The following is a 22306-nucleotide window of genomic DNA, read 5'->3' on the forward strand; positions in this document are numbered from 1 at the left end:
GTTCGTTTGTGGACTCTTCAAGAATCCCCCGGCTTTTAGCCGTGGGGAGTATCAAAACTAACAACTCACAATTAAGAACTAAACAACTGACTGATGAGTAATTCATATGTCAGGTTTCGACTTGCTTGACTAAACTTATAAATTAGGCATCTGCATTGCTGACCTTGAGCGTCATGATTGTCAACAACCCAGGTCTAAAGACACTGGGCTTCTAGCCTAAGTTTTAGACAGTAGTTGACCAGCCTCAGTATCTTCGGATACTACGTTAACGGCAAGTGTTAAAGTTCCTACCTTGGGATGCTTTCGCTAGTTCCAAGCTCTAGAAATCTAGGATTAAACAGATTTATTGGGTTAAGTCAGTGTCCTAAATATAGTTACCGACCGTTAACATTGTCGTTCGCGCAGCGTCTCCCCTTGGGAGAAGCTAACTTTACTCCCTTTTGGGAAGGCACATCGAGTGCAAAACCATTATGCGTACAGGTGAGTCCAGTCCTGAAGGCGGGTTTCCCGCCGTAGGGAACTGGCTCTCCCGTTGGGGTGAAAGGTATCAGTTCGTAATTGCCCGAACGAAAGTAGATTGCAAAACTACACGGTATTGAGTAACCCCAAGGCGGTAATGGAGCAAGGTGACTAAAGTCACTCGTGTCGTTTTCCTCTCAGGTCTAAAGACGCGCTCGTTTCCCACATCCCGCGAAGTTTTATGAAATTATCATTAAAGCAACTGATTATTTATCTATCGTTATTGGTTATTGGCGGCGGTGCAGGCTTGTTGGGTAGTCGCTATCTCCCGACACAAAATCGCTTGTTTCGCGAGTTAAGAAGTGTAACAGCGTCTTCGCCCCCAGAAATTGCACCTGCAAATCCGGTTGGTGGACAAGTTGCAGCTCCTAGTGCCGATAATATGAATTTTATTGCTACTGCTGTTCAAAGAACTGGACCTGCGGTCGTGCGAATTAATGCAACCCGCAAAGTGGCTAATCCTATTTCTGATGCGTTGAAAAATCCCCTTTTACGGCGATTTTTTGGAGAGGAAGAGCAGCCATTCCCCAAAGAACGGATAGAGCGTGGTACAGGGTCTGGATTTATTTTGAGTGAAAATGGACAAATACTAACAAACGCTCATGTTGTCGCGGATACAGATACAGTACAAGTGACCCTCAAAGATGGTCGGACTTTTGACGGTCGGGTCGTTGGAGTTGATTCAGTGACAGATGTGGCTGTTGTAAAAATTTCAGATTATGATCTGCCAACAGTGAAACTAGGCACTTCACAAAACTTAATACCAGGTCAATGGGCGATCGCTATTGGCAATCCCTTAGGTTTAGATAATACCGTGACAATCGGCATTATCAGCGCGACAGACCGTACCAGCGCTCAAGTTGGTGTTCCAGATAAGCGAGTCAGCTTTATCCAAACCGACGCGGCTATTAATCCGGGTAACTCAGGCGGACCTTTATTAAACGCCCAAGGCGAGGTGATTGGCGTTAACACTGCTATCCGCGCCGATGCTCAAGGGCTGGGTTTTGCCATCCCCATTGAAACAGCAGCCCGCATTGCTAATGAGCTTTTTACCAAAGGGCGTGTGCGACACCCGTTTTTAGGGGTTGAAATGTCGGACTTATCTTCTAGCAAGAAACAGCAGATCAATCAAGACAAGAATCTCAACATTAAACAGGATGTTGGGATAGCCATTACAGGAGTCCTGGAAAATTCTCCAGCACAACGAGGAGGACTCCTTGCTGGCGACTTGATTCAAAAAGTTAACGGTAAGCAAGTAAAAACATCTGCTCAAGTACAGAAGCAGGTGGAGTCTAGCACCGTAGGTGACATATTGGAAATCGAAGTCAACCGCAACGGGAAAATTCAAACATTTAAAGTACAATCAGGGGCTTATCCCCAGAAGTAGTGATTAGTCCTTTGTCGTTTGTTCTTTGTCCTTTGTAACTAATGACTCATGACAAATGACTAATAACTGTTAACTAATGATTGTTACTCAAATGATCTAACTGCATCCGTTGTTCCATTTGGCGGAGAAAATAACCTGTCATCATAGCCGAGGCTAAAAGACCAGCGAGATTGTCTCGGTCTGTGGTAATTTGCACGTTAAAATTTTCTGAAGGTAACATCCCGACAAGCCCTTGGACGTTTTGCGAAATAATTTGTTTAATTTCGGGGCTGACAGATTGGGCGACGCGGGCTAGGACTTCAGGTGGCTGGTGCTGTAGATACTTGAGTAACTGATTAGGAAGTTCCTCGAAGCTATCATTCAGGATCTGATTCGGGTGTTCCTCAGGGTAGTCATTCAAAAAATTAGGATCAAACACCATTGGCTGTTTTTTTAGCTGAGTTGCTTATTCTACTCTAAACCATAGTAGAAGGGTGAGACATATCACTACCTCTTTCTGGAGTACTAGCATTCCTCAAAAGCAGCAGTACTCAATCTGGTTGTGGTTGTGCTGTGAGTTCTAGCTCTAGCTGTTTTTGCTCTTGGCTATTGGATAATAATTGGGGAAGTTGCTCAATTTGGAAATATTGCTGAAATTTAGGGGTGACTTGTAACGAATACGAGCGAGACTCACTATCTCGGCGTTTTTTGACAAAACCGAGTTCGACGAGTTCGGAAACGTGTTGATACGCACCAGAACCCCGCAAGTTGATCAAGTCGCTTTGCAGTATTGGACTATTTAGGGCAATGGCTGCCAAAGTCCGCAATGCTCCCAGACCCAATTCTACTGGAATCAGAGTTTGTACCAAGTCATGAAAGTCTGACCTAAGTTGCAAACTATAACCATCTGAAGTTTCTACGACTTCTAAGGCGCTATCGCGGCGGGCATACTCATCAATCAGTTCGATTATGCCTTCCTGAACTGTGGTGCGATCGCAAAGGGCATACTCGGCAATTTCACTTATGGACAGGGGTTTACCCTTCAAATACAGAATTGCTTCTATCTTCGTCGATGCATTCATCACGGCATTATTCATCAGTCATCAGTCATTAGTTATTGGGAGGCAGTGCGGTGGTGAACCAGTGCTGCGGGAGGGTTTCCCTCCGCAGGCAACTGGTGAAAGGGTTTCCCGGCATAAAGCACCTGCCGTTCATTAGTCACTTGTATAAATAAAAAATGATGAATGAAGGATAATTACAAGTGTTTGGCACCTTAACATAATTTTTACCAAAAGTCAATAATTATGTTGAAAATACCAAAGGTGAGCCTTCGGGATCTTCAAGAATTGTTATAACCCACCTCAGTGCTGATCCAGTCTAGTTTTTAGGATGAATTCAGCGATCGCCAAATCTTGTGGAGTGGTCAACTTCAGATTGGTCTCTTCTCCCTCAACAATTCGCACACTATAGCCGCATTTTTCAAACAAAGCAGCATCATCAGTCACTTCCCAGCCCTGACGGACTCCTTCGGCGTGGCACTTTTTCAATAATTTAACATCAAAACCTTGAGGAGTTTGTGCCGCCCACAATTGCCGTCGGTCGGGTGTGCTTTGAATTATGCCATTTTCATCTACGACTTTGATAGTATCCTTAACTGGTACGGCGGCAATTAAACCAGGACAATGTCGAATAGCTTCAGCACAAGAGTTGAATAAATTTGGTGTGGCGAGGCATCTGGCTCCATCATGAATTAACACTTGCTGTGCGGAGCTTGGCAGTGCTTGCAATCCATTGTAAACCGATTCTTGACGGGTAGAACCCCCTTGAATCAGTTCCACTGGCTTAGTTAGCTTTAGAGAGGCAAGAATGGTCTTGAAATCTTCCCAGTCATAAGGTTGCGAGATAATGCCTATCCAACTGATTTGACTTGCTGCTTGAGCGGCAAGAAGAGTCCAAGCGATAATAGGCTGTTCGCGTACCACAAGCAGGAGTTTATTGCGGTGACTCCCCATTCTTCTGCCTGTTCCAGCCGCTGGAATTAATAAATGCACAGAATTCCTCAAGTTTGATAGATATTAGGGACTGGAGACTAGAGACTGGGGACTGGGGACAGTTATCAGTTATCAGTTACCAGTTACCAGTTATCAAGTACCATGCTGGTACTGTTCACTGTTCACTGTTCACTGTTGACTATCCCTAATCCTCAATCTCTAATTTCCAATCCCTATCTTCCCCTAAAATAATGAGCGAGTAAGCGTGAAGATATATTATGCGAATAGTAGCCCTTGTTCCTGGCGGAATTGGTGACCAAATTCTCTTCTTCCCGACCCTAGATGACCTGAAGCGCTATTACCCCAATGCTCAGGTAGATGTTGTTGTCGAACCCCGTTCAAAGGCTGCTTACCGGGTGAGTAAGTCAGTTAATGAGGTACTGGCGTTTGACTACAAAGACCGTAACAGTATGGCAGATTGGGGCAACTTGGTAGGCTCGATACGCGATCGCGAGTACGATATTGCCATTGCCCTAGGGCAAAGCGCTTTAGTGGGTCTTTTCCTCTGGTTAACCGGAATCCCCACACGAATTGGCTATAGGAGCAAAGGAGCTGCTTTTCTCACCAATCCAGTTCCTCTGAGAACAGAACAGTATGCTGCTAGTATGTACCATGACTTGCTGCAAGGGTTGGGTATTAACTCCTCTTGTCCAGAGTTAGCAATCAATGTGCCAAAACCAGATATTGACTGTGCAATTGTGGAACAACAACGGTTGGGGATAAAGGAAACTGGTTACATTTTGATTCACGGTGGTTCTAGCAAGCTAGCCCAAACCAAAGGTCTAGATAAAATTTACCCTGTCAGGAATTGGCAGCAAATTATTCAAGACATCCAGCAAAAGCAGCCGGAAATGCCTGTGGTGGTTATCCAAGGACCAGAAGATGAACAGTTTGTGCGTAGTCTCAAAGAGTCCACACCCAATATCAAAGTCACTTCTCCTGATGATATTGGCAAGTTGGCGGCGATGATTGCTGGGGCAAATTTAATGCTGTGTACCGACAGCGCCCCCATGCACTTGAGTGTGGCGGTACAGACTTATACCATTGCCTTATTTGGTCCAACAGACCCAGCGAAGTTATTGCCCAGAAGCGATAAATTCCTTGCCATCAAATCCCCCACAGGTAAGATGGCAGATATCGCGCCTAACACTGTGTTGGAGAAAATTTGGGGTGGCTAAACCTGCTGTATTCCTTGACCGCGATGGCGTGTTAAATGTTGAGGCTGGCTACATTCGCGACCTAGAAGATTTACATTTAATTCCCGGTGTTGCACTTTCGGTGCGCCAGCTCAATGACCAAGGTATTTTTTGCTGTCTTGTTTCCAATCAATCTGGACCAGCTAGAGGTTATTATCCAGACACTCACGTACAAGCGTTACATGACCGACTTTGCCAATTATTGGCACAGGAGGCTGAGGCAAAATTAGACGCTTTGTATTATTGTCCCTACCTCAGTCCACCAGAAGGCGGTAAAGACCCAGCATACACTCGCTGGTCTACCTGGCGCAAACCAAACACAGGAATGTTGGTCGCGGCGGCTTGGGAACACGATTTGGATCTCAGGCACAGTTTTATGGTGGGAGATAAAGCGACTGATGTTGATATGGCACACAATGCTGGTTGTGTGGGAATTTTGGTGCAAACAGGGTTTGGCGATCGCGTTTTGGCTGGTGATTACCAGCACCACACAAAACCCGATTACATTGCCAAAGATTTGGCTGTAGCTGTTAAATGGATTTTGCACCAGCTACAAATTTAAAAAAAATACAACAAATCAAGCGCTACTGAGCTTCACCTCGGTACCACTTGTAGCAAAACTTTTGCGATCGCCTCTTGGGGCGATCGCTATTTAAAATCTGAATCAGGCAATCCTAAATTATTTCTGAACAACAAAATTCCCAACTACTTCAAAAAGTCAGGAATTTGAGCGAATTGATTTTCACAAGTCTTGACTTTTAGCTCCCCTTACCGGTTCTGTATACAAATTAAATATCTAACAGGTGAGGAATTTAGAAAAAAAAAGATTTTTTGCTAAAGGCTAATATAAATCAAACTTTTATGTAAAATTTTGTAAATAACAAATCACTATGTGTAGCCTACTACACATTAGTTGTGTCCTATGATAATTAGGTATAGGTTGGAAGTTAAGCTTGGGCGCAACTTCGAGCCTAATTTTTGAAGGTAACACTGAGTTATTGAATAGAAAACTTGACAATAGCTCTTGAAAATCAAAGAAACAGGGAGTTTAAAGCTTTGTTACCAAACTGATCAACTGCAACTAAAAATTTACGTTAGAACAAAGATTAGTAACCTCAGTGCAGCAGGCTGAGGATTCTCGGCTACTTGGCAGCTACTTGTTGCCATTATTATTAGGTGTGAATAGCTTACGGCTGGATCTAGCACGCCATATTATGTGTTCCTTCACTTCCCTCTTGCTGTCAGGCTGGTGCATCAAAAAAAGAATGTGAAGAAAGATTATAAGGAAAAACAGATGGCGATTCGATTACATAGCTTTGTGAGCAGTGGAAAACGTTACATCCAAGTAGAAAGCCAACCTCACCACATTACTGGCATTTTTAGAACGCTCATGCGCTTTTCAAAAAATATGCATCACTGTACGTTAACAGATGTAGAAAGTGCATATTTTAGGTGTGAAGAAGATGGAACAATGACCTTCTACCAAGCTGAAAGTTCCGATGTTGGTAATTCAGGAGGAATTTGGACGTATCTTGTCTATGAATGTCCAGAAGGTGAGGAAAAAGTTTTCCCTGACTCATGTATTGATACAAGTGCAAATTCTTTAAAGCAATTGTTTGCTGGTTACAAAATAGTTCAAGTCGCTGTAGATATAAAGGAGTATCTTAAATATCAATACGTCGAAGATGAATATCTGGATGTTCAACTACCCTGTGATTGGAATACTCTAGAAGGAAGAAAAATCGCCAACCTTCTGTTAGAAGAATTTCAGGCGTTAAAATCATCTCCTGTGTTTGCAGAACGTGCTGGTAGAGAATACATGAAAGCCGTTTTGAATGGCTTTATTAAAGCTGGACAAGAAGTATTGGAAAATGGTGGGTTCCTGAGAGATTTTGAATCGGCTCAATACGATGTCCTAAAAAAGACCAAAATTGATGAGATGGCAAATTTGATTCTTGAATATAATGATTATCGTATCTGGAAGGCGGCATTACCGAGTAAATCGAAAGCAGTTGAATACGCTTTTAGTACAGCATTAAAACTTATATGCCGTATTAAGTGATATTAAGTTGAAAAATTGGTAATTAGAGACGCGCCATGGCGCGTCTGTATATTGTTGGTTGTGTAGAGGCGCTCTCATGAAAGCGTCTCTACACAAGAAGCACCACTTACCACTAACTAATAACTATTACCAATTAAGTAGGTCGGTACAAATAAAGTTAACAAGTTTTGGCAGTCAGCAGTCATTAGTCATTAAAAGCCAGTACTTGATGAAGGTTTCCCCAGGTAGGTATCTGGCGTTTATTGGTAAAGGTTTGAGAGGCTTTTACCTTTTTTAACGTGAGTTCTGTTTATTTCTACTTATCTACTTACCTTTTCAAAACATCTCAAATAAGGCATCATCTAACTCATAACCCAGAAGTTGCGCCATCGACTGGAGGCGAGATTTACTTGGAATGCCTTGCTGTTGTAACCAGTCGTTTAAAACAAACAGCTTGTGCATCAAAAAGATTTCTAAAGCTTCAGGATTATACTGAATACCTTCTCTGGTGCTGAACTGGTGGGGTACGAGCATAGCTGCATAACGAGCGAATTCCCCAGCCTTCCAATCTAGTAGAAATGGCAACCAGGGATAGCGAGTATCCAGGCGGATGAACCACAGGCGCACTTCTGGGATTTCTGACAGTTCCCGTGGATCGCCTGGTTCCAAGACATAATCTATATCAAAACGCAGCTGCTGCTCTTCGGATGCGATCGTCCCCTCTTGCAACAGTTTTTTAATCTCTGTGACTACAGGGGACAGATCCAAGGAGTTAATGTGGTCAGTATTGATTGCGATGGTGATTGTCATCGAGTCAAAAAATAGCCTCGACAATTCATACTACTCTTTTCCTGCATACAAATCACAAAATCAGTCGGCACGTATGCTTGGAACCAGGGCTAAGCACTCAAGGCTTGTGGAACTGGGGAGTCATGGGGGGAATAACTCAAGGCTCCTAACTAAAAGCAAATGAATCATAAATCGTGGCTCTTGACAAGACAAAAGCCTTCAGGTAGACGTTGGCAACCATTTTAAGCTAAAGTTGTAATGAGTTTGTTTTAGAAGAGAGTGTGTGAGAGCAGTAAAAAATCATAACCACCCCTTACACCAACCTGTGATTTCCCCAAGCAAAAAAGCAAAAACACAGCCAAAGCGGAACGTGTAGGGTGCAAAACCTTTGGATATATAAAATAACAAACAAACATTCAAAAGGGAAAATTAGCCCATAAGTTAAGAAACTTATAAAATATGCAAAAGCAAGAGATATCTACAAAACCAATTCGTTCACTGGAAGATGCTCTTGAGCAGTGTCAGGCACTAGGTATGCGCGTGAGTCGTCAGCGCCGCTTTATTCTGGAACTGCTTTGGGACGCAAGAGAGCATCTTTCCGCTAGAGAGATTTATGATCGCCTGAACCAGCAAGGCAAAGAGATCGGACATACTTCTGTTTATCAAAATTTAGAAGCGTTATCCAGTCAGGGCATCATTGAATGTATTGAACGCTGTGATGGACGTTTATACGGCAATATTAGTGATTCCCACAGTCATGTTAACTGTTTGGATACAAATCAAATCTTGGATGTTCACCTAGAACTACCAGAAGAATTTCTCCGCCAAGTTGAAGAACAAACAGGGGTGCGGATTACTGACTACAGTATTAACTTTTACGGTTACCGTAACTCACAAGAAAGCAAATGATGGTTGTAATCAGTTGCGCTGCTGACGGGATTCGGCGATGGCGCTTTTCTCTGGCTGAGTCCAGAGGGCACGCACTCGCGTTGGCTGCGCCTGCGCGAGTGCCCATCGCTTCTTGCGTGCGGTGAATATGAGCCACTCCCCACCGCATAAGCATTGTTTTGATGCTACCAGTTTGAGCATAACCTAACAGCCATCGACTCAGGCGATGGTAAATTTCCCACAGCAAAGAGGCATTTCTAGTGTGCTGATTTCTAGCTGTGAACTGCAATATTTCCTTATGTAGCAGTTCATCACGGTGCAGAACACTTAACAAATAGAGCATAAAAGGTTGGCGGACAAGAGCGGAGATTTCCGGGAGCTTAGATTTTGCGGAAAATACCCCTGCCTGTTTTAAGAATATAAAGAAATTTTGAGATATGGGCAAAGATTGCACTTTTGCCCACTGCTGAAACCATTGTTTCAACTCTTGCTTATCCCACGGCTCGATAGCAATTCGTTTTAATTGCTGTGGGAGTTCTTGGGCGATATTTTGCAATGCTGTTGACCGACTGGTCAGGAAAATTTTATGTTGGCTGAGAGATTGAAATTTCAGCAGTTGGTGAAGAAAAATTGCTTGTATCCTTTTGCCCTGACGCGAAGGCGTTGTATAGGCATTTATGAAAAATAAAGCATTAAATTTAAGAATTTCGGAACGCAAATTAAATAAGCTGCGTTTATACTCAGCCTGGAAAGATAAAACCATGACTCAAATCTTGAGGACTTCATTGACTCGTTGCCCATGCCGGAGATAGACAAAAACTCCTTTCCGTTGCCCTCTCTCCCGCGCTGATCGACGGTCAACATAGGTCGGGGCGGGGGTACTACACGCGCGAAAATAGTCCAGCCTTATTACTACGAATACTCGTCATCACCCACAGATCAACCTTCACATTGGCTGGCCTATCTTAGGGGGACAATGCGTCGGGTGTACCTCGTTTTTGTCCCCTCTTTCCTTCCACACCTCCTGAAGGGTAGGAGGTGGGGCTTCTCGCGGGTTAAGCTAAAATTTCTGCTAAGGTACAAATATCAAAAGGCATAAGGCTTTTGACTTCCATATCCTGAATAATACGGAATGCCAAGCCTGCTATCTCCCCTGGTGAAAACTCTCTTATTTGCGGTATTTCAATGTAGTGTTCTGCTAAGGTGTGCCGAATACTCAAAGTCATTGAATTAAAGGGTAAATGCCTGCCTATGGCAATTATGATTCATTTATCTGTTTACGGAAACAACTCCTAATGAGGTAACAAAGCTAATTTGTCAAGCTTATTTGTTACCAAAGGAAAAAAAAGCCTGCGTTTTTAAGCTGATTATGAGCGATCGCCCTTTAAAACTATTGTTAGTAGACCAGGACCCCATCTTCCGGCTAGGGCTACGAGTGGCTTTGGAAGAATTTCCTAATGTACAAGTGGTATCGGAGGCTCAAACAGATACTGCTGCATTGCAGATTTTAGCCAAAGCACAACAAAACCCTAACCAAGTTAATTTAGTGGTTTTGGAATTGGGGAATGGTCGCTCTCTCTCTAGCCAGCAGCTCGGTTTACAACTTTGTCGCCATTTGAAAACCCAGTACCCCAATCTGCCATTATTGCTCCTGAGTTCTCCCCAAGAACAAGGGCTGCTTTTAGCAGCAAGAGCTGCTGGGGTTAATGGTTACTGTCCCAAAGGTACGCCTGTTTCTGAATTAGTTACCGCCATGCACGAGATAGTAGCAGGTGGCTCATACTGGGATGGGCAGATGGGAAAAGAGGACACGGGGATGCAAAGACGCCCAAATGCGGGGAATGTTATTGAAAACCTCTCCGCCTCTTCTCGACTTCCTTTCGCTCAACTGCGGAAGCATCTACGCTTATCAGGAATTGGTTACATTGACGCCACCTTGGCAGAAGTGACGGCACAATTACAAGTCCCCGGCTTACCTTTACTTGATAAAGCAGTTTTAGCTGGGCAAAGACGAGAATTGCTAGCAGCTCGTTGGCTGCTGAATCGATTATTAGCTTCAGCAGTGGAAAGGCGGGAGGTACCACGTTGGCGTAGCGTTCCTGGAGGGAATAATTTCGCGTCTGCACAATTGCAGCCTCCTGCAAATCCCGCACTCAGTACTTCTATTTCCAAATCTGACTCACCAAACAAGCAAAATACTCCTTCTCTACTCAGCCCGCGATCGCTGCAAGCGGCATTATTTGCATCTTGTATTACCAAACTTCAGCTTCCTTTACAAAACTTGACAGCTACCCCTCTGGAAATTGATATTTTACGTGAAGACAAAAAACGTGATTTACTTTATCTTGTTCTCCAAAAAGTTGCTGATACCCTAGATGAAATACGAGCTTCTCGGGTAGAAATCAACCAATTATCCGAAATAAAAAATACCTTACTTATTGATGCTTGGGAAGCTGCAACTACAGAGTTTTTTGGAAAATTTACAAGGGTAAGAGTTGGCAATAACAATTTAGAAATCGTTAATTTTCTACTGCAAAGTTCTGCAATTGTGCAAGTAGAGATTTTTCAGAAAATTCCTCTCGTAGAGGAGTTATTTTCTTATCTGTTATTTCAAACAGATTTGCATATTGACAATGCCTCATATCCAGCAGGTGGCTCTGAAGCAAAAGAGTACGCAGAAATGCTGCTAGAGAATTTGTTGATTCAGATAGCAAATGGTGTAGTACAACCGCTGCTCAACTCTTTAGCTGATGTCGAAGAAATTAAACAAGGTTTTTATGATCGCCAATTGATTTCTACGCGGGAAATCGAACGGTTTAGAAATAATTTGTCGTGGAGATATCGCCTGAGGAATTATGTCAATGAGCCTCAGGCAATTTTTGAAAGCCGCTATGAGCTATTTGTTTTTGCACCTCGTGGTATTGCCACAATTTCCATTTATGCGCCGCGTGGACAAGAGTTAGCTCAACTTTCTGGTATCCCGCTAGTGATCACCCTAGCGATAGAATTTCGTGATGCGATCGCTCCTCGGGTACAATCATTATTATCTTTTTTAGGAAGTGGTGTTGTTTTTGTTCTGACGCAAGTTATTGGACGTGGTATAGGTTTGATTGGTCGTGGGATTCTTCAAGGAATTGGCAGTGTTTCTTTAACCGAAAAAAAGAATAAAAAGTTATGATTTGGGTATCAGTAAAAATAAAATTCTTGTAGGGTGTGTTAGGCGCACCGTTTCGATGTGATTTGTAACGAAAAACATATGAAAAGCGCCTAACGCACCGGCATATAACATGGTGCGTGATAGCAAAGCCGTAAGGCACCCTGCTTAAGATTTACTTTATAAATCAACTCTTACAAAAGCCATAACATGATATTTGAAACCACAGATGGACACAGATTAACACAGATGCACACAGGTAAATCATCTTTGTTAATCTGTGGTTTCATTTTCATCAAATTAACTTTTGCCAGAGGCTTAGCCACCATACGCGCACTTTTTTTGTATGGTCAGTTGAAGAAAATTTTGGCTATCACTAATCAACAGAATTTGAGATTAAATGCGTAGCTTCGCTTGCAGGTACTTTTGCATCCAAGTTGGGTGCAGGGATATGCTTCATTTCCCAAACTTTTAGCAGAATCAGGTATTCGTAGAAAGCTTGCAAGGTACACCAAGCAAAACCAGCGCGTCCGTCTAAGCAGCCGCCTAAAAGAAAATACATATACAAAAAACGTGTGAGTGGTCTGGCTGGTAAGCGTAAGGACAAATCTTTTAAAGCGCGGCGTCGTTCGACTTCTGACTTGCCAAAAAATAAGCTGCGCCAGCTGACTGTTCCATTCTCTAATTGATGCAGAGTTTCTTTGGCTTCATCTGTGGAGTAACGATTGTGCTTTTCAATCCAGCGGCTTAAACCCTTGCTAGAAGTGTAATGGGGATATGTTTCTTTTAAAAAGCCTGTTGAACCGTCACAAACTTCTCGTTCTGTGTGACCGTAGTCTGTAAACCAAACTTTACCGTGGCGGAAAAGGCGCAATTGGTAACGGGGATACTGGGTACTGCGGCGAATCCAACTATTCATGAAAATCACTCGTTCAGCGACGTAGTAACCGATGTAGTCTGGATTCTGACTTGCTTTTTCACATTCTGCGAACAGTTCTGGCGTCATGCGTTCGTCAGCTTCTAGAATGTAAACCCATTCATGCTTGGGTGGTATATTTTCTAGCATCCAAGTACGCTGACGACCGTGGCTTTCAAAAGGGTGCTGAACGACCCGAACTGGGTAGCGACTGGCGATTTCGACGGTGCGATCGCTACTACATGAGTCCACAACAATAATGTCATCCGATAGCATCGCCGACTCAATACAAGCCGCAATATCTATTTCTTCGTTATAAGTCAATATGTAAATTGAAAACATTCCCAACGTTAGTCATATAAGTTCTCTTGTGCCAGATTATACTTTTTTATCGTGAATACCTGCAAGAGATACGAAATGATTTTCATCAAGGAATGAGTCAAAGTGGCAGTATGAGCTGCGTTAAATTTTTAACGAATTCCGCGAAATTCTCCATCCGCCATGCGGTGGAGATGGATAGCGGGCTAAAATTGGGGGTTCGATGCCCCCAATTTTAGCAAGTACTCTCTGACGGCTTCACGAACCAATTCATTGATAGAACGTTCTAATTGCTGGCTCGCTTGTTGTAAGTCTTTGTGTTCTTTATCAGAAAACCGAACGTTGAGTGCCTTCATGTTGACATTAGTACTATTTTGATACTATTATAGTACTGGTTGCGACCCACCCACTCGACTCATAACAAACGGTCACAGTAGTGGTCATACGCTTACCAAGAATAAGAGCGAGAGAAAAGGGGAAAGATCCCGGTCACTGGTTAGCCCATAGGCTGTAAAAGATAAGCCACACAGGGATGTACGAGAGAACAATTACTGCCTGCGGGAGGCGGGCGGCTGCCTGTGGACGCTGTGTAAGACCAAACTATACACGGGTATGGAGAGGCAACGGCGGTTGAGACGGGAAACTCCGAAGACGAATAAGACCGTCCTTGTTCTAAATCTGAATTTGGGAAGCCCCATCTTCAGCCGAATGCAAGATGGGGTACTTCACTGCGTCGTACTGCCTTTGAGGATAATGAACTAGCGTGCAGGTACTTTGGGTTTTGCACTTTGGAAAGCACCCATACTTCTTAATCCTGACCAGCCGATAATGATGTAAGCAACAGACAACAGCAAACTATTCACGACAATCCTTAAACCAGGCTTCCAATTTTCTTGAGCTTGTTTTTCCAGTTCTTCCCGGCGAGTGCGAATTTGGGCTAGTCTTTGATTGGCAAGTTGCTGTGGATCTGTTTGTTGGGCGATAAATTTGTCAAGCTCCTGAGGATTTGCCTTAAACTTCTTAAGTAAATCTTTTGTAGCTTGGGGAACATTTGGGTTATTCAGTGCTTGGTTGTAACGCTGCTCATCTTGAAGCAGTTCACTGTACTGAGTTTTGACTTGAGCTCTCTGCTTTTCTACAGCTGCTTTGACTTGATCATTACCCAGTTGAGCTTGCACTTGGTTGAGCTGGGTTTTCAATTGGTTTTCTGCTACTTGCGCATCTTTGCTGATTTGGTCCACCACTTGAGTTCTTTGGTTAATAACATTCATAGCGTGGACAGGAGCAATAATCAAAAAGAGTAACCCCAAGATACTTGATATGATCAGAGCCGGCATTCTAAAGTCTAGGGGCTGGGATTGATTGCCATCATCAAAACTGTCAATCCAATACCCAGCCAATAGCATACCTAAGCCAACCAATGGCACGACTCCCCGCTCAACCATACTTGCTGCCCATCTAAGTTGCAACTGTTTATCGGTAGGGCTGAAGTCAAGGCTGAGAATGATAAAGTCAATCAAAAAGGACAATATTAAGATTACGCCAATTACTTTAAGTGTACGGGCGGCGATCGCAGCAGCAAAACGGTTATTCATAGTTTTTTGTCTCGTAGTTAATCAGAGTGAATATTCTATATAAAGGTACTGGAATATTGTTTCCATGACGCTATCTATTGTTTATGATTCCAAGATTCTTTTTTGGGTGATATATTTTCTACCCTTTTGGTTGAGCTACACCACGGTAGCATCTGTATTCTAGCTTGTCTTCCGGAAATCCTTGTGTTAGAAAATACCAGATATAGATTGACACCATTGATAGCCGTAGTAAATACTCCATTAGAGGGGTTTCGTATGCATTTTTATCCTGTATGAGGTAGGGTGTGAGCAAAGAAATGATTACACACCCAGCTACCACACACAAGTTTAGTGCGTAAGTCCGAGAAGCTTTTCCCAAATTGGCAAATCCTCCGGACGATCAATATCAGCCAACAAAGGCAAGTAATTTACCAATAAATTAAGCGTCTGGGCAGTATCTATAGTCTGTTGCAATACTTGAGAGGTTCCCCAATCTATATTGATAAATAATTCTGGGACGGAACGCTGCAAACCAATCAAGTAATAGCCACCGTCTACCGCTGGACCAAGTACAAGGTCGCACTGCTGAAGTTGCTCAAAAGCTTCTGCTAAAATTTGGTCATTGACATCAGGGCAGTCAGTACCGATAGTCAGGACTTTTTCTGCACCTGATTGAAAAGCATTGTAGAAAGATTGTGCCATCCGCGAACCCAAATCTCCCTCACCTTGAGGTTGGTAAGCGATGTCATATCCCAGCCAGTCTTGCATCAGTTGCAAATGACCGCCCGCAAACCGCACCTCAAAAGAGATGGCAGAAGTCTTTTGCAACTGTTTCACTTGAGATAAGGTGTGTTCCGTCATTTGACGCTGAAGATTTGCCGCGCCTTCAGTTCCCAAAGCAGGTATGAGTCGGGTTTTCGTTTTACCTGGTTCTGGATAGCGGGTGAAAATAATGAGATGCTGTTTTGCTGTTTCTGGTAGATTTAGCACAGGATACCTTATTTAAATTAACCAGAAATATATTAATAGCAATATTTACCTTCTTTGTCAGGTGTATCCTGTTCTTTTGCGGTTCGCATTGCGCCTAAAATTGTAGAAATATAGACGCAACGCTTAGCTTTACCACCAGACTTACTAGATAAAGTTATTCGTCCCAACGGCAGTTTCCTAATATTACCTCTATCATCAAATTGGATTTGCCTAAAGCCATCCTTTGACTGTTCTAAGGTTGTTTCCGTATCTAAGCGCACATTTGGATCTAAGCTATTCCAGATAGATGGCTTTATTCTTTCAGAATGAACCGCCCATTGTACAATGCCATTTTCTTCGCGAAAACTAACTTGCCAGGTTAATTTGTTTTTGATGGCTTGGCTTTGAGCCTGGCGCATAGCAAGATAAACTTCTTGTTGTGCAGTGTTGAGGCGCACAGTATTAACAAAACCTAGCCAACTTGGAACTGTGATAGCAGCTAAGATACCAATGATTATAATAGTCACCAAAACCTCTAGCAGCGTGAAGCCACTGCTAGAACGATTATTAATTCGTAAATAAGAATCGATTTCCTTGGACTCGTGTGCTTGCTTGAGGAAAATATGTTTTATTACTGCCATTGAAATTTATATTATTGTTTTGAAGACGAGCAAGAGCATTACCACGCAAATAAATTTCTGCGACAACGTTTTGTGAATCTACACAAACGTAAAAACCTCGGCTTTTTACCAGAATAGTGGCAACAGAATCTCCACTCTCCGAAAAAATTGGCACCTGTTGACCTATTTTGCAATTAGGAGGTGCTGGATTTGTATCATTGTTTATTAGAGTTTTATCAATGTAATCAACTAAAGGTACAATATCTTGTGTGTAAGACTCGCCACTCCTTTTTGTCCATTGATTCATCTTACTTTTCAGATTACCTAAATTTTGCAGGTTAAACATCTGAAAACCTTTGTCTCGTTGAATTTTTTTATCACTGGTTTCAGTCAATTCATAGCCATTGCTTATTTTAAATCTACCAATTCGAGCAGCTTTAGACCATACAGAGTCTTTATCATCATCTTTAATTAAATAATAGGCAACTAAAGAGTAGACGAAGGTATCATCTTTCAGTTGTCTATTTTTAGAACTATAAATAATAAGTCCATCGGAAACAAACTGCCGCTTCCAAAATACAAGAACAGGAAAGAAATTATTTTTATCTTTATCATCGTATTTTGGTAGTTGCTGTCTAATTGCCTGAATACCCTCAGCATCATATATATAGATTGCCTGCTGCAAGTCTCGTGCAATATAATCAAGTGCTGCTTTAATTTCTTGCTCAGTGGTTGCCTTGGCTTGCTCTTGTCGGTCAGTTGTCATAATATTGAGCATAAATCCTAGCAAAGGTGTGACAACAAGGGTAGCGATGACGATACCTACCAGTAACTCAACTAAGGTAAAGCCATCATATTTCTGTTTCACCCTAAAGAGTTTTAACAGCTTCATGAAAAGCCATTTGAGCGGACTCATAAGATTGATTTGCCGAGAAAATTTGTGTAAATTTAGCAATTAGATTGAGGATTAGGATTACTGGCGGTCGGTTTCAGACGCGCACAGAAATCACTAAATGTCGTTACTTTACTTGATATTTCTGTAGTTGTTTCTAGTAAAGGCGCTTTGCGATCGCCCACTCTTCCAGTAAAAATCAATTGTTTATTTGGTGCTTTTTCTAGTAGGTTTGTGCCGTCACTAGCAAACCCATCTGCCCTGTAGATACGTATTCCTAACTCGTAGTCGTCTTGAGGAGCAGTAGAGCTTATGTTACGCCGAAAAGCTTGAATAACTAAGTCTCTGACGCTGCTAATTGTACAGCCACTTCCATCAGCATCACCATCGACACAGTATAAATTAGTTGCTGGTGCCGAGCAGTAAGTATTTGCGGTGTTACAGGTCAAATTTCCTACTGTAGGAGCAGGGTAATTTCCTGAGCTGTCAGTAGTGTCGGTGATAGGAGGAGGTGGAATTGTTCTTGATCTAACGCCATCAATATAAGTTTTAGCAGCGTCAGTTGCCAACTCAACGCGCCTTGCTTGCACACGTGTGGCGACAGATAAGACAATGACAGGAGCGATCGCTGCTAGTAAAATGCCAACAACAACGATTGCTACCAATGACTCAATAATGGTAAAACCTGACTGACTGGATTGGATGAATGGTTGTTGCTTTTGATGAATCATATTTTAGCAATCAGATGTAAGCTTCTTACAGAAGAGGAACTCAATCAAATCAAGGGCATGTACCGCGCTGGTCGGAACTGATAGCATAGTTACCATTAGCTTCTTGAGCACATAGCAAAGTTTTCACCCAAGCATCGTCTCGCCCGACTTCCCTGTAAAACTCACTCGGCTGTTTTGTGGATGGTGTACTGAAGCGTTGAGTAAATAAGTCAGGTGGCTGACTTAGCAACGCTACATCATAACTCCAGAAACGGTTAGGCGTAGTGTCATTATCAGAAGGAGCTATGGCATAGTTACTGTGTTTAAACTGGATGAAAGAACCAGCGACTGTGTGACTTTTGCCTTCCCAGCGTTCTAAGTAACGCACAAAATTTTCTAAACCACCATTTGTTTTATTAGGGCGTCCTGGTGTGTTACCTTGAGCGAATATGAGGTTTGTTTCTGTGTCTTCTGTGGCGATCTGTATGTTGTATGGTTTCTCGTCACGGAAACTGAAGCGGAAATTTTTAGATAAAACTGTAATTGCATCAGCAATAACTACTGCTGAACGCCAAGTTTCACCAACGTTGCAATCAGTAAATTGACCTGGGCGACAGCCAAAGTTGGGATTCAGTGATTGACGTGCATAAAATTTATTACTCCAATCTTTTTCTCTTTTTAAGGAGTTGTCTAGAAACTCTTCTTGCGTGTGAAGGTTGAAATCCCCTTTGATGTAAACTGGCAGATTAGATACCAAAATGAGTCCCTTCTCTTCTGGCTTGTAGGTAGTGTTACGGCTTAAGTCCCTGCCATTAATTAGCACGATGGCATTAGGTCGCCGAGTTGGGTCTAATTTGAAGTCAGTAGCACTAACATCTAAATTGTTTAATTCACTTTTGTCGGGTAGTGCATCATCACGAGTGGCGTAAATAATCCCACTATTTGGAAATAGAAAGTCTCCATTAGTTTTTGATTTTCTTCGTAACAAATCTAGATCCAAAATAGTGGCACGAATTTCTAGAGTCTGAGGCAGTTCAACATCTAAATCGGAGCTTCTTGCAGTTGATGCAGGTTTGTCAATTTCTTTAATATCCCTTGCATCCAGAAGAGCGGTTTCCATGATAGCGCCATGAGGAATGACGGTATCAGTAGGAGCGCCAATAGAGCCATCCCATATTTTCAAGGCGCACATGGCAGAATCAACTGCTGATTGATCTGCAAGGCTAAGAGGCTTGCTATCTGTGATTTTTTTCAAAGCATTTTGAAGTGGTTTATTTACTGGTCGTCCGTTAGGGTATTTCAGCTTTGCTTGGTACTTAAGTGGTTCTTGATAACCTGTGGTTGACAAAGACAAAGCCGAATAAACGACACCATTAATAGAATTTCCTGGATTATTAATAATATTGGGTAGCCCAGTTAAATTTCTATTGGGGTTAGTTAATTTTGTATCTCTTAAACTAATATCTGGAAGATTATTAAGACCGAAGTCTTGTGTTCTATTCCTAGGTGTTGTTGCGTTTGTGGGATCATAGTAGCTGGCAATACAGGCAATTGGTCTTTGGTAGTTGGTTGGGATTTTTGGATCGTAGGAATAATCTTGGTAGTGATACACCACTGTAGCCCGCATTCGTAGATAAGGTGTATTGTCATCAGGTAAGCCCTGGCTCTTACTAGTAACACCTATTGGCATCGAATCCGCCCAGACTGTTTCTGAATCTGTGATTGCAGGAGCAAATTGAGAAGTTCCGCCACTGGGAGTATAACGGCTAGACAAGTAAATTCCTGCACCGGTGACGACTCGCAAACCCCCAACGATATCCAGAGGACTTTGAGGTTTTTGTGCTGCTGACTTTTCCCAAAAGCCGTCTCGGTTGGCTCCTAAATCTTCTAATTGATATGCTTGCGAAAAGCGCTCACGAGTGACAGTGCTATTATTTCCATTCTTATCAACATCCCATTGCTTACCAACAATGGTCTGTCCTTGTGGCGAACTCACAAATCTGTCTTTGGTTGTGTCAAACCACAATTGCGGTAAATTATTGCCAACCAATATGCGATCGCCAATTTTTTGTTCTCTACCTGCTTTTGCTTGTTCTACTGGTTCTGTAGCAGATAGATAAAGTTTACTACCATTTTCTTTAATGTCTATCTTGGCATAATTAGTAGCAGTTTTTCCATCAGCAGGATCATAAGGAAATATCCATGCATCTACTGGTCTTAGTGAGTTACCGCTTCCTTGCAGAGGGCTGTTTGTCTTAAAGTCATAACTTCCATAGACAAGAGGTTCATCACCAGATACGATTTCAGGAACTTCAGCGTATGGAACGCGGCGTGTTCGCTTTCTAAAGTAAATTCTTAACTTTTCATTACGAACATCATCAGGATTTAAAGTGGAGTCAGCATCTAAATCTCGGTTTATTTGCTGTTGAACCTCATCTGGGAGATATGCAATATTTGTTGCTTGCACTAACCGGTCAATTCGTTTTGCATATGCCTCATCGTTATAAGCTGCTGTATTTCCATAAACAGATGTAGGTACAGTTTTATTTGTGTTATTTATAAATTCACTTCTAATTATGCTGCTAGGCGTATAAGATTGGTCAAATAAATCTATCTGTACATTATTACCCCCATAAGTTCCTGTAATCCTACTATCTATTACATTTCCAGCGACAATAATCTTGCTGTTTTCTTCTTTGAAATAGCAAGAGTTAGGACTACTGATTAGATAATACCTAATAGGATTTCTTCCCGCTTTTGTTAGCAAATTACCATTAGTGAAGACGCGACCATTGAGATTGATACCTTCTTGCGAAGCAATTTCTAAATCATCTTCATAGACAACGGCATTATTAATAAGAGGTATTCTTGCTCGGTCTTGCTGATATTCTAGAGCTATAAAACCGTTGTTACCTGTAAATTTTTCATATTTAGAAGTATCTAGCCCTGTTAAATCTGTAATTGGTACAGTTGTGGTAAAAACAAAAATGCTTTTTTTTAGCTTATCACCGACTTTGTACCAACCTTGAGTACTGACCAAGTTTCCACTAGTGGTAAACAAGCTCTGACATTGAGTACTAAAACTACTCTCGTCCATCGGTGGTGTTCTTGCTTGTAAAACAGTTCTGGCTCTGTTAGTAGTTGGAGTCCGAAAGTAAATGCCATAGAGAGTGTAACTATCAATTTTACTGTTATTATCCGTATCTACGGGATATTTCCAAGCACTTTTTAAAGTCTCTTCATCTTCTTGAATATTCGTTTTACCGTTAAATTCTTTAACAATTTTTAACTGTATTTCATCGCCAAAAGTGAACTGGTTAAGATTTTTGTTGATGACTTGAGCGAGTAAATCGTCTGAGGGGGTTGTGCTTGGTAATCTCGGGTCTCTAAATAACTGTTCTATTTTTGCTTTTGCTCTTTCAAGGGCTGGTGATGCTGCGTTTAAAACAGCCTCATTCACTCGGACATTACTAGCATTTTTTGCACGTTCAAAAGACCGAAATAAAATAGCAGTTGTCAGTAGCACAACTACGAGTGCTACCATTGCCACAGTCGGTAAGACAAAACCAGCATTCGCACTTGCTCGTCGTCTTCTTTTAGTGACCAACAAAGTCCTTAACAGCCAAATAATTTGCTTTTTAATTGCAGATACATTTTTTTTTATAATTTCTCTATAAATTTTATCTATCTTGTTTAATATCCGACAGTGGTGAGACATAGTTGCTTCCCTGGCAAGTTTTATAATGATAAAACAAGAGATAAACACAGATGGTCAACTTATAGTACCCACTTGTTAGATAAAACGTATCAATCACAAATTAATATTAGGTAAATAAAAACCTCCCTGGAATCGGGAGGCGTAAGAGAAAATGAAAATTTGAAACAATAACAAAGCCCATCTCCTACTAGGAGATGGGTTGGGGAGAGATTACAGTGTTAGTAATGATTCAGGTTAATTCCAGCTTCTTTCGCCATTGCTTCTAACCCTTTAAGTTGTAGGGTTTTGATTGCTTTAGTAGATATGCGCAGTTTGACCCAACGCTTTCCACTTTCCCACCAAATGCGCTTAGTTTGCAGGTTCACTTGCTGAAGACGCTTGGTGCGGCGGTGGGAGTGGGAAATTGCAAAGGCGTTATTTGCCTTTTTGCCTGTTAATTCACAACGACGAGACATTATTTGAAACTCCTATTTTTTTCTTTAGCACAATCTCTCATTATATAAAATTGCCTTCCAAGCGGGATGCAATTTATCCTTTTGCTAGGCTGAGCCGCCGCAATGCATTTTCAGAGGCTTTGCCTCCTGT

At 42.1% G+C, this 22306-nt stretch carries 21 protein-coding genes; 6 read left to right on the forward strand and 15 right to left on the reverse strand.

The window, feature by feature from the left end:
* The first annotated feature begins 700 nt into the window (after positions 1-700).
* Positions 701-1906, forward strand: a complete 1206-nt coding sequence (locus AACT52_RS23600; RefSeq protein WP_073633507.1) for an HhoA/HhoB/HtrA family serine endopeptidase — start codon at positions 701-703, stop codon at positions 1904-1906.
* 73 nt (positions 1907-1979) lie between these two features.
* On the opposite strand, the gene AACT52_RS23605 is transcribed toward AACT52_RS23600, so the two are convergent.
* From AACT52_RS23605 to ispD, 3 genes are all read right to left on the reverse strand, one after another.
* Entirely contained in the window at positions 1980-2327 is a 348-nt protein-coding gene (locus AACT52_RS23605; RefSeq protein ID WP_073633508.1) for a DUF760 domain-containing protein, read from the reverse strand.
* 109 nt (positions 2328-2436) lie between these two features.
* Complete coding sequence (gene scpB / locus AACT52_RS23610) at positions 2437-2967, reverse strand: SMC-Scp complex subunit ScpB (RefSeq protein ID WP_073633509.1); 531 nt, start codon at positions 2965-2967, stop codon at positions 2437-2439.
* Positions 2968-3246: 279 nt separating this feature from the next.
* Positions 3247-3936 carry a 2-C-methyl-D-erythritol 4-phosphate cytidylyltransferase gene (gene ispD, locus AACT52_RS23615; RefSeq protein WP_073633510.1) on the reverse strand — a complete coding sequence of 230 codons (690 nt, stop codon included), beginning with the start codon at positions 3934-3936 and terminating at the stop codon, positions 3247-3249.
* A 218-nt stretch (positions 3937-4154) separates the two neighbouring features.
* On the opposite strand from ispD, the gene AACT52_RS23620 reads away from it, so the two are divergent.
* The 3 genes from AACT52_RS23620 (at position 4155) to AACT52_RS23630 (ending at position 7194) form a co-directional block, all read left to right on the forward strand.
* Entirely contained in the window at positions 4155-5114 is a 960-nt protein-coding gene (locus tag AACT52_RS23620; protein ID WP_073633511.1) for a glycosyltransferase family 9 protein, read from the forward strand.
* Complete coding sequence (locus AACT52_RS23625; protein ID WP_073633512.1) at positions 5107-5694, forward strand: D-glycero-alpha-D-manno-heptose-1,7-bisphosphate 7-phosphatase; 588 nt, start codon at positions 5107-5109, stop codon at positions 5692-5694. Before AACT52_RS23620 ends, AACT52_RS23625 begins: the two co-directional genes overlap by 8 nt.
* A 732-nt stretch (positions 5695-6426) precedes the next feature.
* Entirely contained in the window at positions 6427-7194 is a 768-nt protein-coding gene (locus AACT52_RS23630; RefSeq protein WP_073633513.1) for a hypothetical protein, read from the forward strand.
* Between the two features lie 315 nt (positions 7195-7509).
* Here AACT52_RS23630 and AACT52_RS23635 read toward each other — a convergent pair whose 3' ends face one another.
* Positions 7510-7983, reverse strand: a complete 474-nt coding sequence (locus AACT52_RS23635) for a CRR6 family NdhI maturation factor (protein ID WP_073633514.1) — start codon at positions 7981-7983, stop codon at positions 7510-7512.
* Positions 7984-8421: 438 nt separating this feature from the next.
* Between AACT52_RS23635 and AACT52_RS23640 the strand changes: the two genes are divergently transcribed.
* Positions 8422-8871, forward strand: coding sequence for a Fur family transcriptional regulator (locus AACT52_RS23640; protein ID WP_073633515.1), 450 nt, complete (start codon positions 8422-8424; stop codon positions 8869-8871).
* On the opposite strand, the gene AACT52_RS23645 is transcribed toward AACT52_RS23640, so the two are convergent.
* Together AACT52_RS23645 and AACT52_RS23650 are read right to left on the reverse strand one after the other, a co-directional pair.
* Complete coding sequence (locus AACT52_RS23645; RefSeq protein WP_073633516.1) at positions 8831-9613, reverse strand: hypothetical protein; 783 nt, start codon at positions 9611-9613, stop codon at positions 8831-8833. The genes AACT52_RS23640 and AACT52_RS23645 overlap by 41 nt on opposite strands.
* A gap of 292 nt (positions 9614-9905) precedes the next feature.
* A complete protein-coding gene (locus AACT52_RS23650; RefSeq protein WP_158054750.1) occupies positions 9906-10076 on the reverse strand; it encodes a hypothetical protein in 171 nt (56 codons plus the stop codon).
* 143 nt (positions 10077-10219) lie between these two features.
* Here AACT52_RS23650 and AACT52_RS23655 point away from each other — a divergent pair, with 143 nt between their 5' ends.
* On the forward strand, positions 10220-12028 hold the full coding sequence (locus tag AACT52_RS23655) for a DUF3685 domain-containing protein (RefSeq protein WP_073633517.1): 1809 nt from the start codon (positions 10220-10222) through the stop codon (positions 12026-12028).
* A 352-nt stretch (positions 12029-12380) separates the two neighbouring features.
* Here the strand turns inward: AACT52_RS23655 and AACT52_RS23660 are convergent, their stop codons facing one another.
* From AACT52_RS23660 to rpmB, 9 genes are all read right to left on the reverse strand, one after another.
* Positions 12381-13262: a glycosyltransferase family 2 protein gene (locus AACT52_RS23660; RefSeq protein ID WP_073633518.1), complete on the reverse strand. Its 882-nt coding sequence runs from the start codon at positions 13260-13262 to the stop codon at positions 12381-12383.
* Between the two features lie 182 nt (positions 13263-13444).
* A complete protein-coding gene (locus AACT52_RS23665) occupies positions 13445-13594 on the reverse strand; it encodes a ribbon-helix-helix protein, CopG family (RefSeq protein WP_143172862.1) in 150 nt (49 codons plus the stop codon).
* 402 nt (positions 13595-13996) lie between these two features.
* Positions 13997-14833: a hormogonium polysaccharide biosynthesis protein HpsJ gene (hpsJ-B, locus tag AACT52_RS23670; protein ID WP_073633519.1), complete on the reverse strand. Its 837-nt coding sequence runs from the start codon at positions 14831-14833 to the stop codon at positions 13997-13999.
* Between the two features lie 327 nt (positions 14834-15160).
* The gene (locus AACT52_RS23675) at positions 15161-15802 is read right to left on the reverse strand and encodes a TIGR04282 family arsenosugar biosynthesis glycosyltransferase (protein WP_073633520.1); all 642 of its coding nucleotides are present in this window, start codon (positions 15800-15802) and stop codon (positions 15161-15163) included.
* Positions 15803-15834: 32 nt separating this feature from the next.
* Positions 15835-16422 (reverse strand): GspH/FimT family pseudopilin, encoded by a 588-nt coding sequence (locus tag AACT52_RS23680; protein ID WP_083630495.1) that lies wholly within the window; start codon positions 16420-16422, stop codon positions 15835-15837.
* A complete protein-coding gene (gene hpsC / locus AACT52_RS23685; RefSeq protein ID WP_073633521.1) occupies positions 16349-17317 on the reverse strand; it encodes a hormogonium polysaccharide secretion pseudopilin HpsC in 969 nt (322 codons plus the stop codon). Before hpsC ends, AACT52_RS23680 begins: the two co-directional genes overlap by 74 nt.
* A gap of 32 nt (positions 17318-17349) precedes the next feature.
* Positions 17350-18024, reverse strand: a complete 675-nt coding sequence (gene hpsB / locus AACT52_RS23690) for a hormogonium polysaccharide secretion pseudopilin HpsB (RefSeq protein ID WP_073633522.1) — start codon at positions 18022-18024, stop codon at positions 17350-17352.
* Between the two features lie 49 nt (positions 18025-18073).
* Complete coding sequence (gene hpsA / locus AACT52_RS23695) at positions 18074-21721, reverse strand: hormogonium polysaccharide biosynthesis protein HpsA (protein WP_073633523.1); 3648 nt, start codon at positions 21719-21721, stop codon at positions 18074-18076.
* 218 nt (positions 21722-21939) lie between these two features.
* Positions 21940-22176, reverse strand: a complete 237-nt coding sequence (gene rpmB, locus AACT52_RS23700) for a 50S ribosomal protein L28 (RefSeq protein WP_073633524.1) — start codon at positions 22174-22176, stop codon at positions 21940-21942.
* Positions 22177-22306 lie beyond the last annotated feature (130 nt).

The organism is Scytonema sp. HK-05 (assembly GCF_963872035.1).
GTDB lineage: Bacteria > Cyanobacteriota > Cyanobacteriia > Cyanobacteriales > Nostocaceae > Kalymmatonema.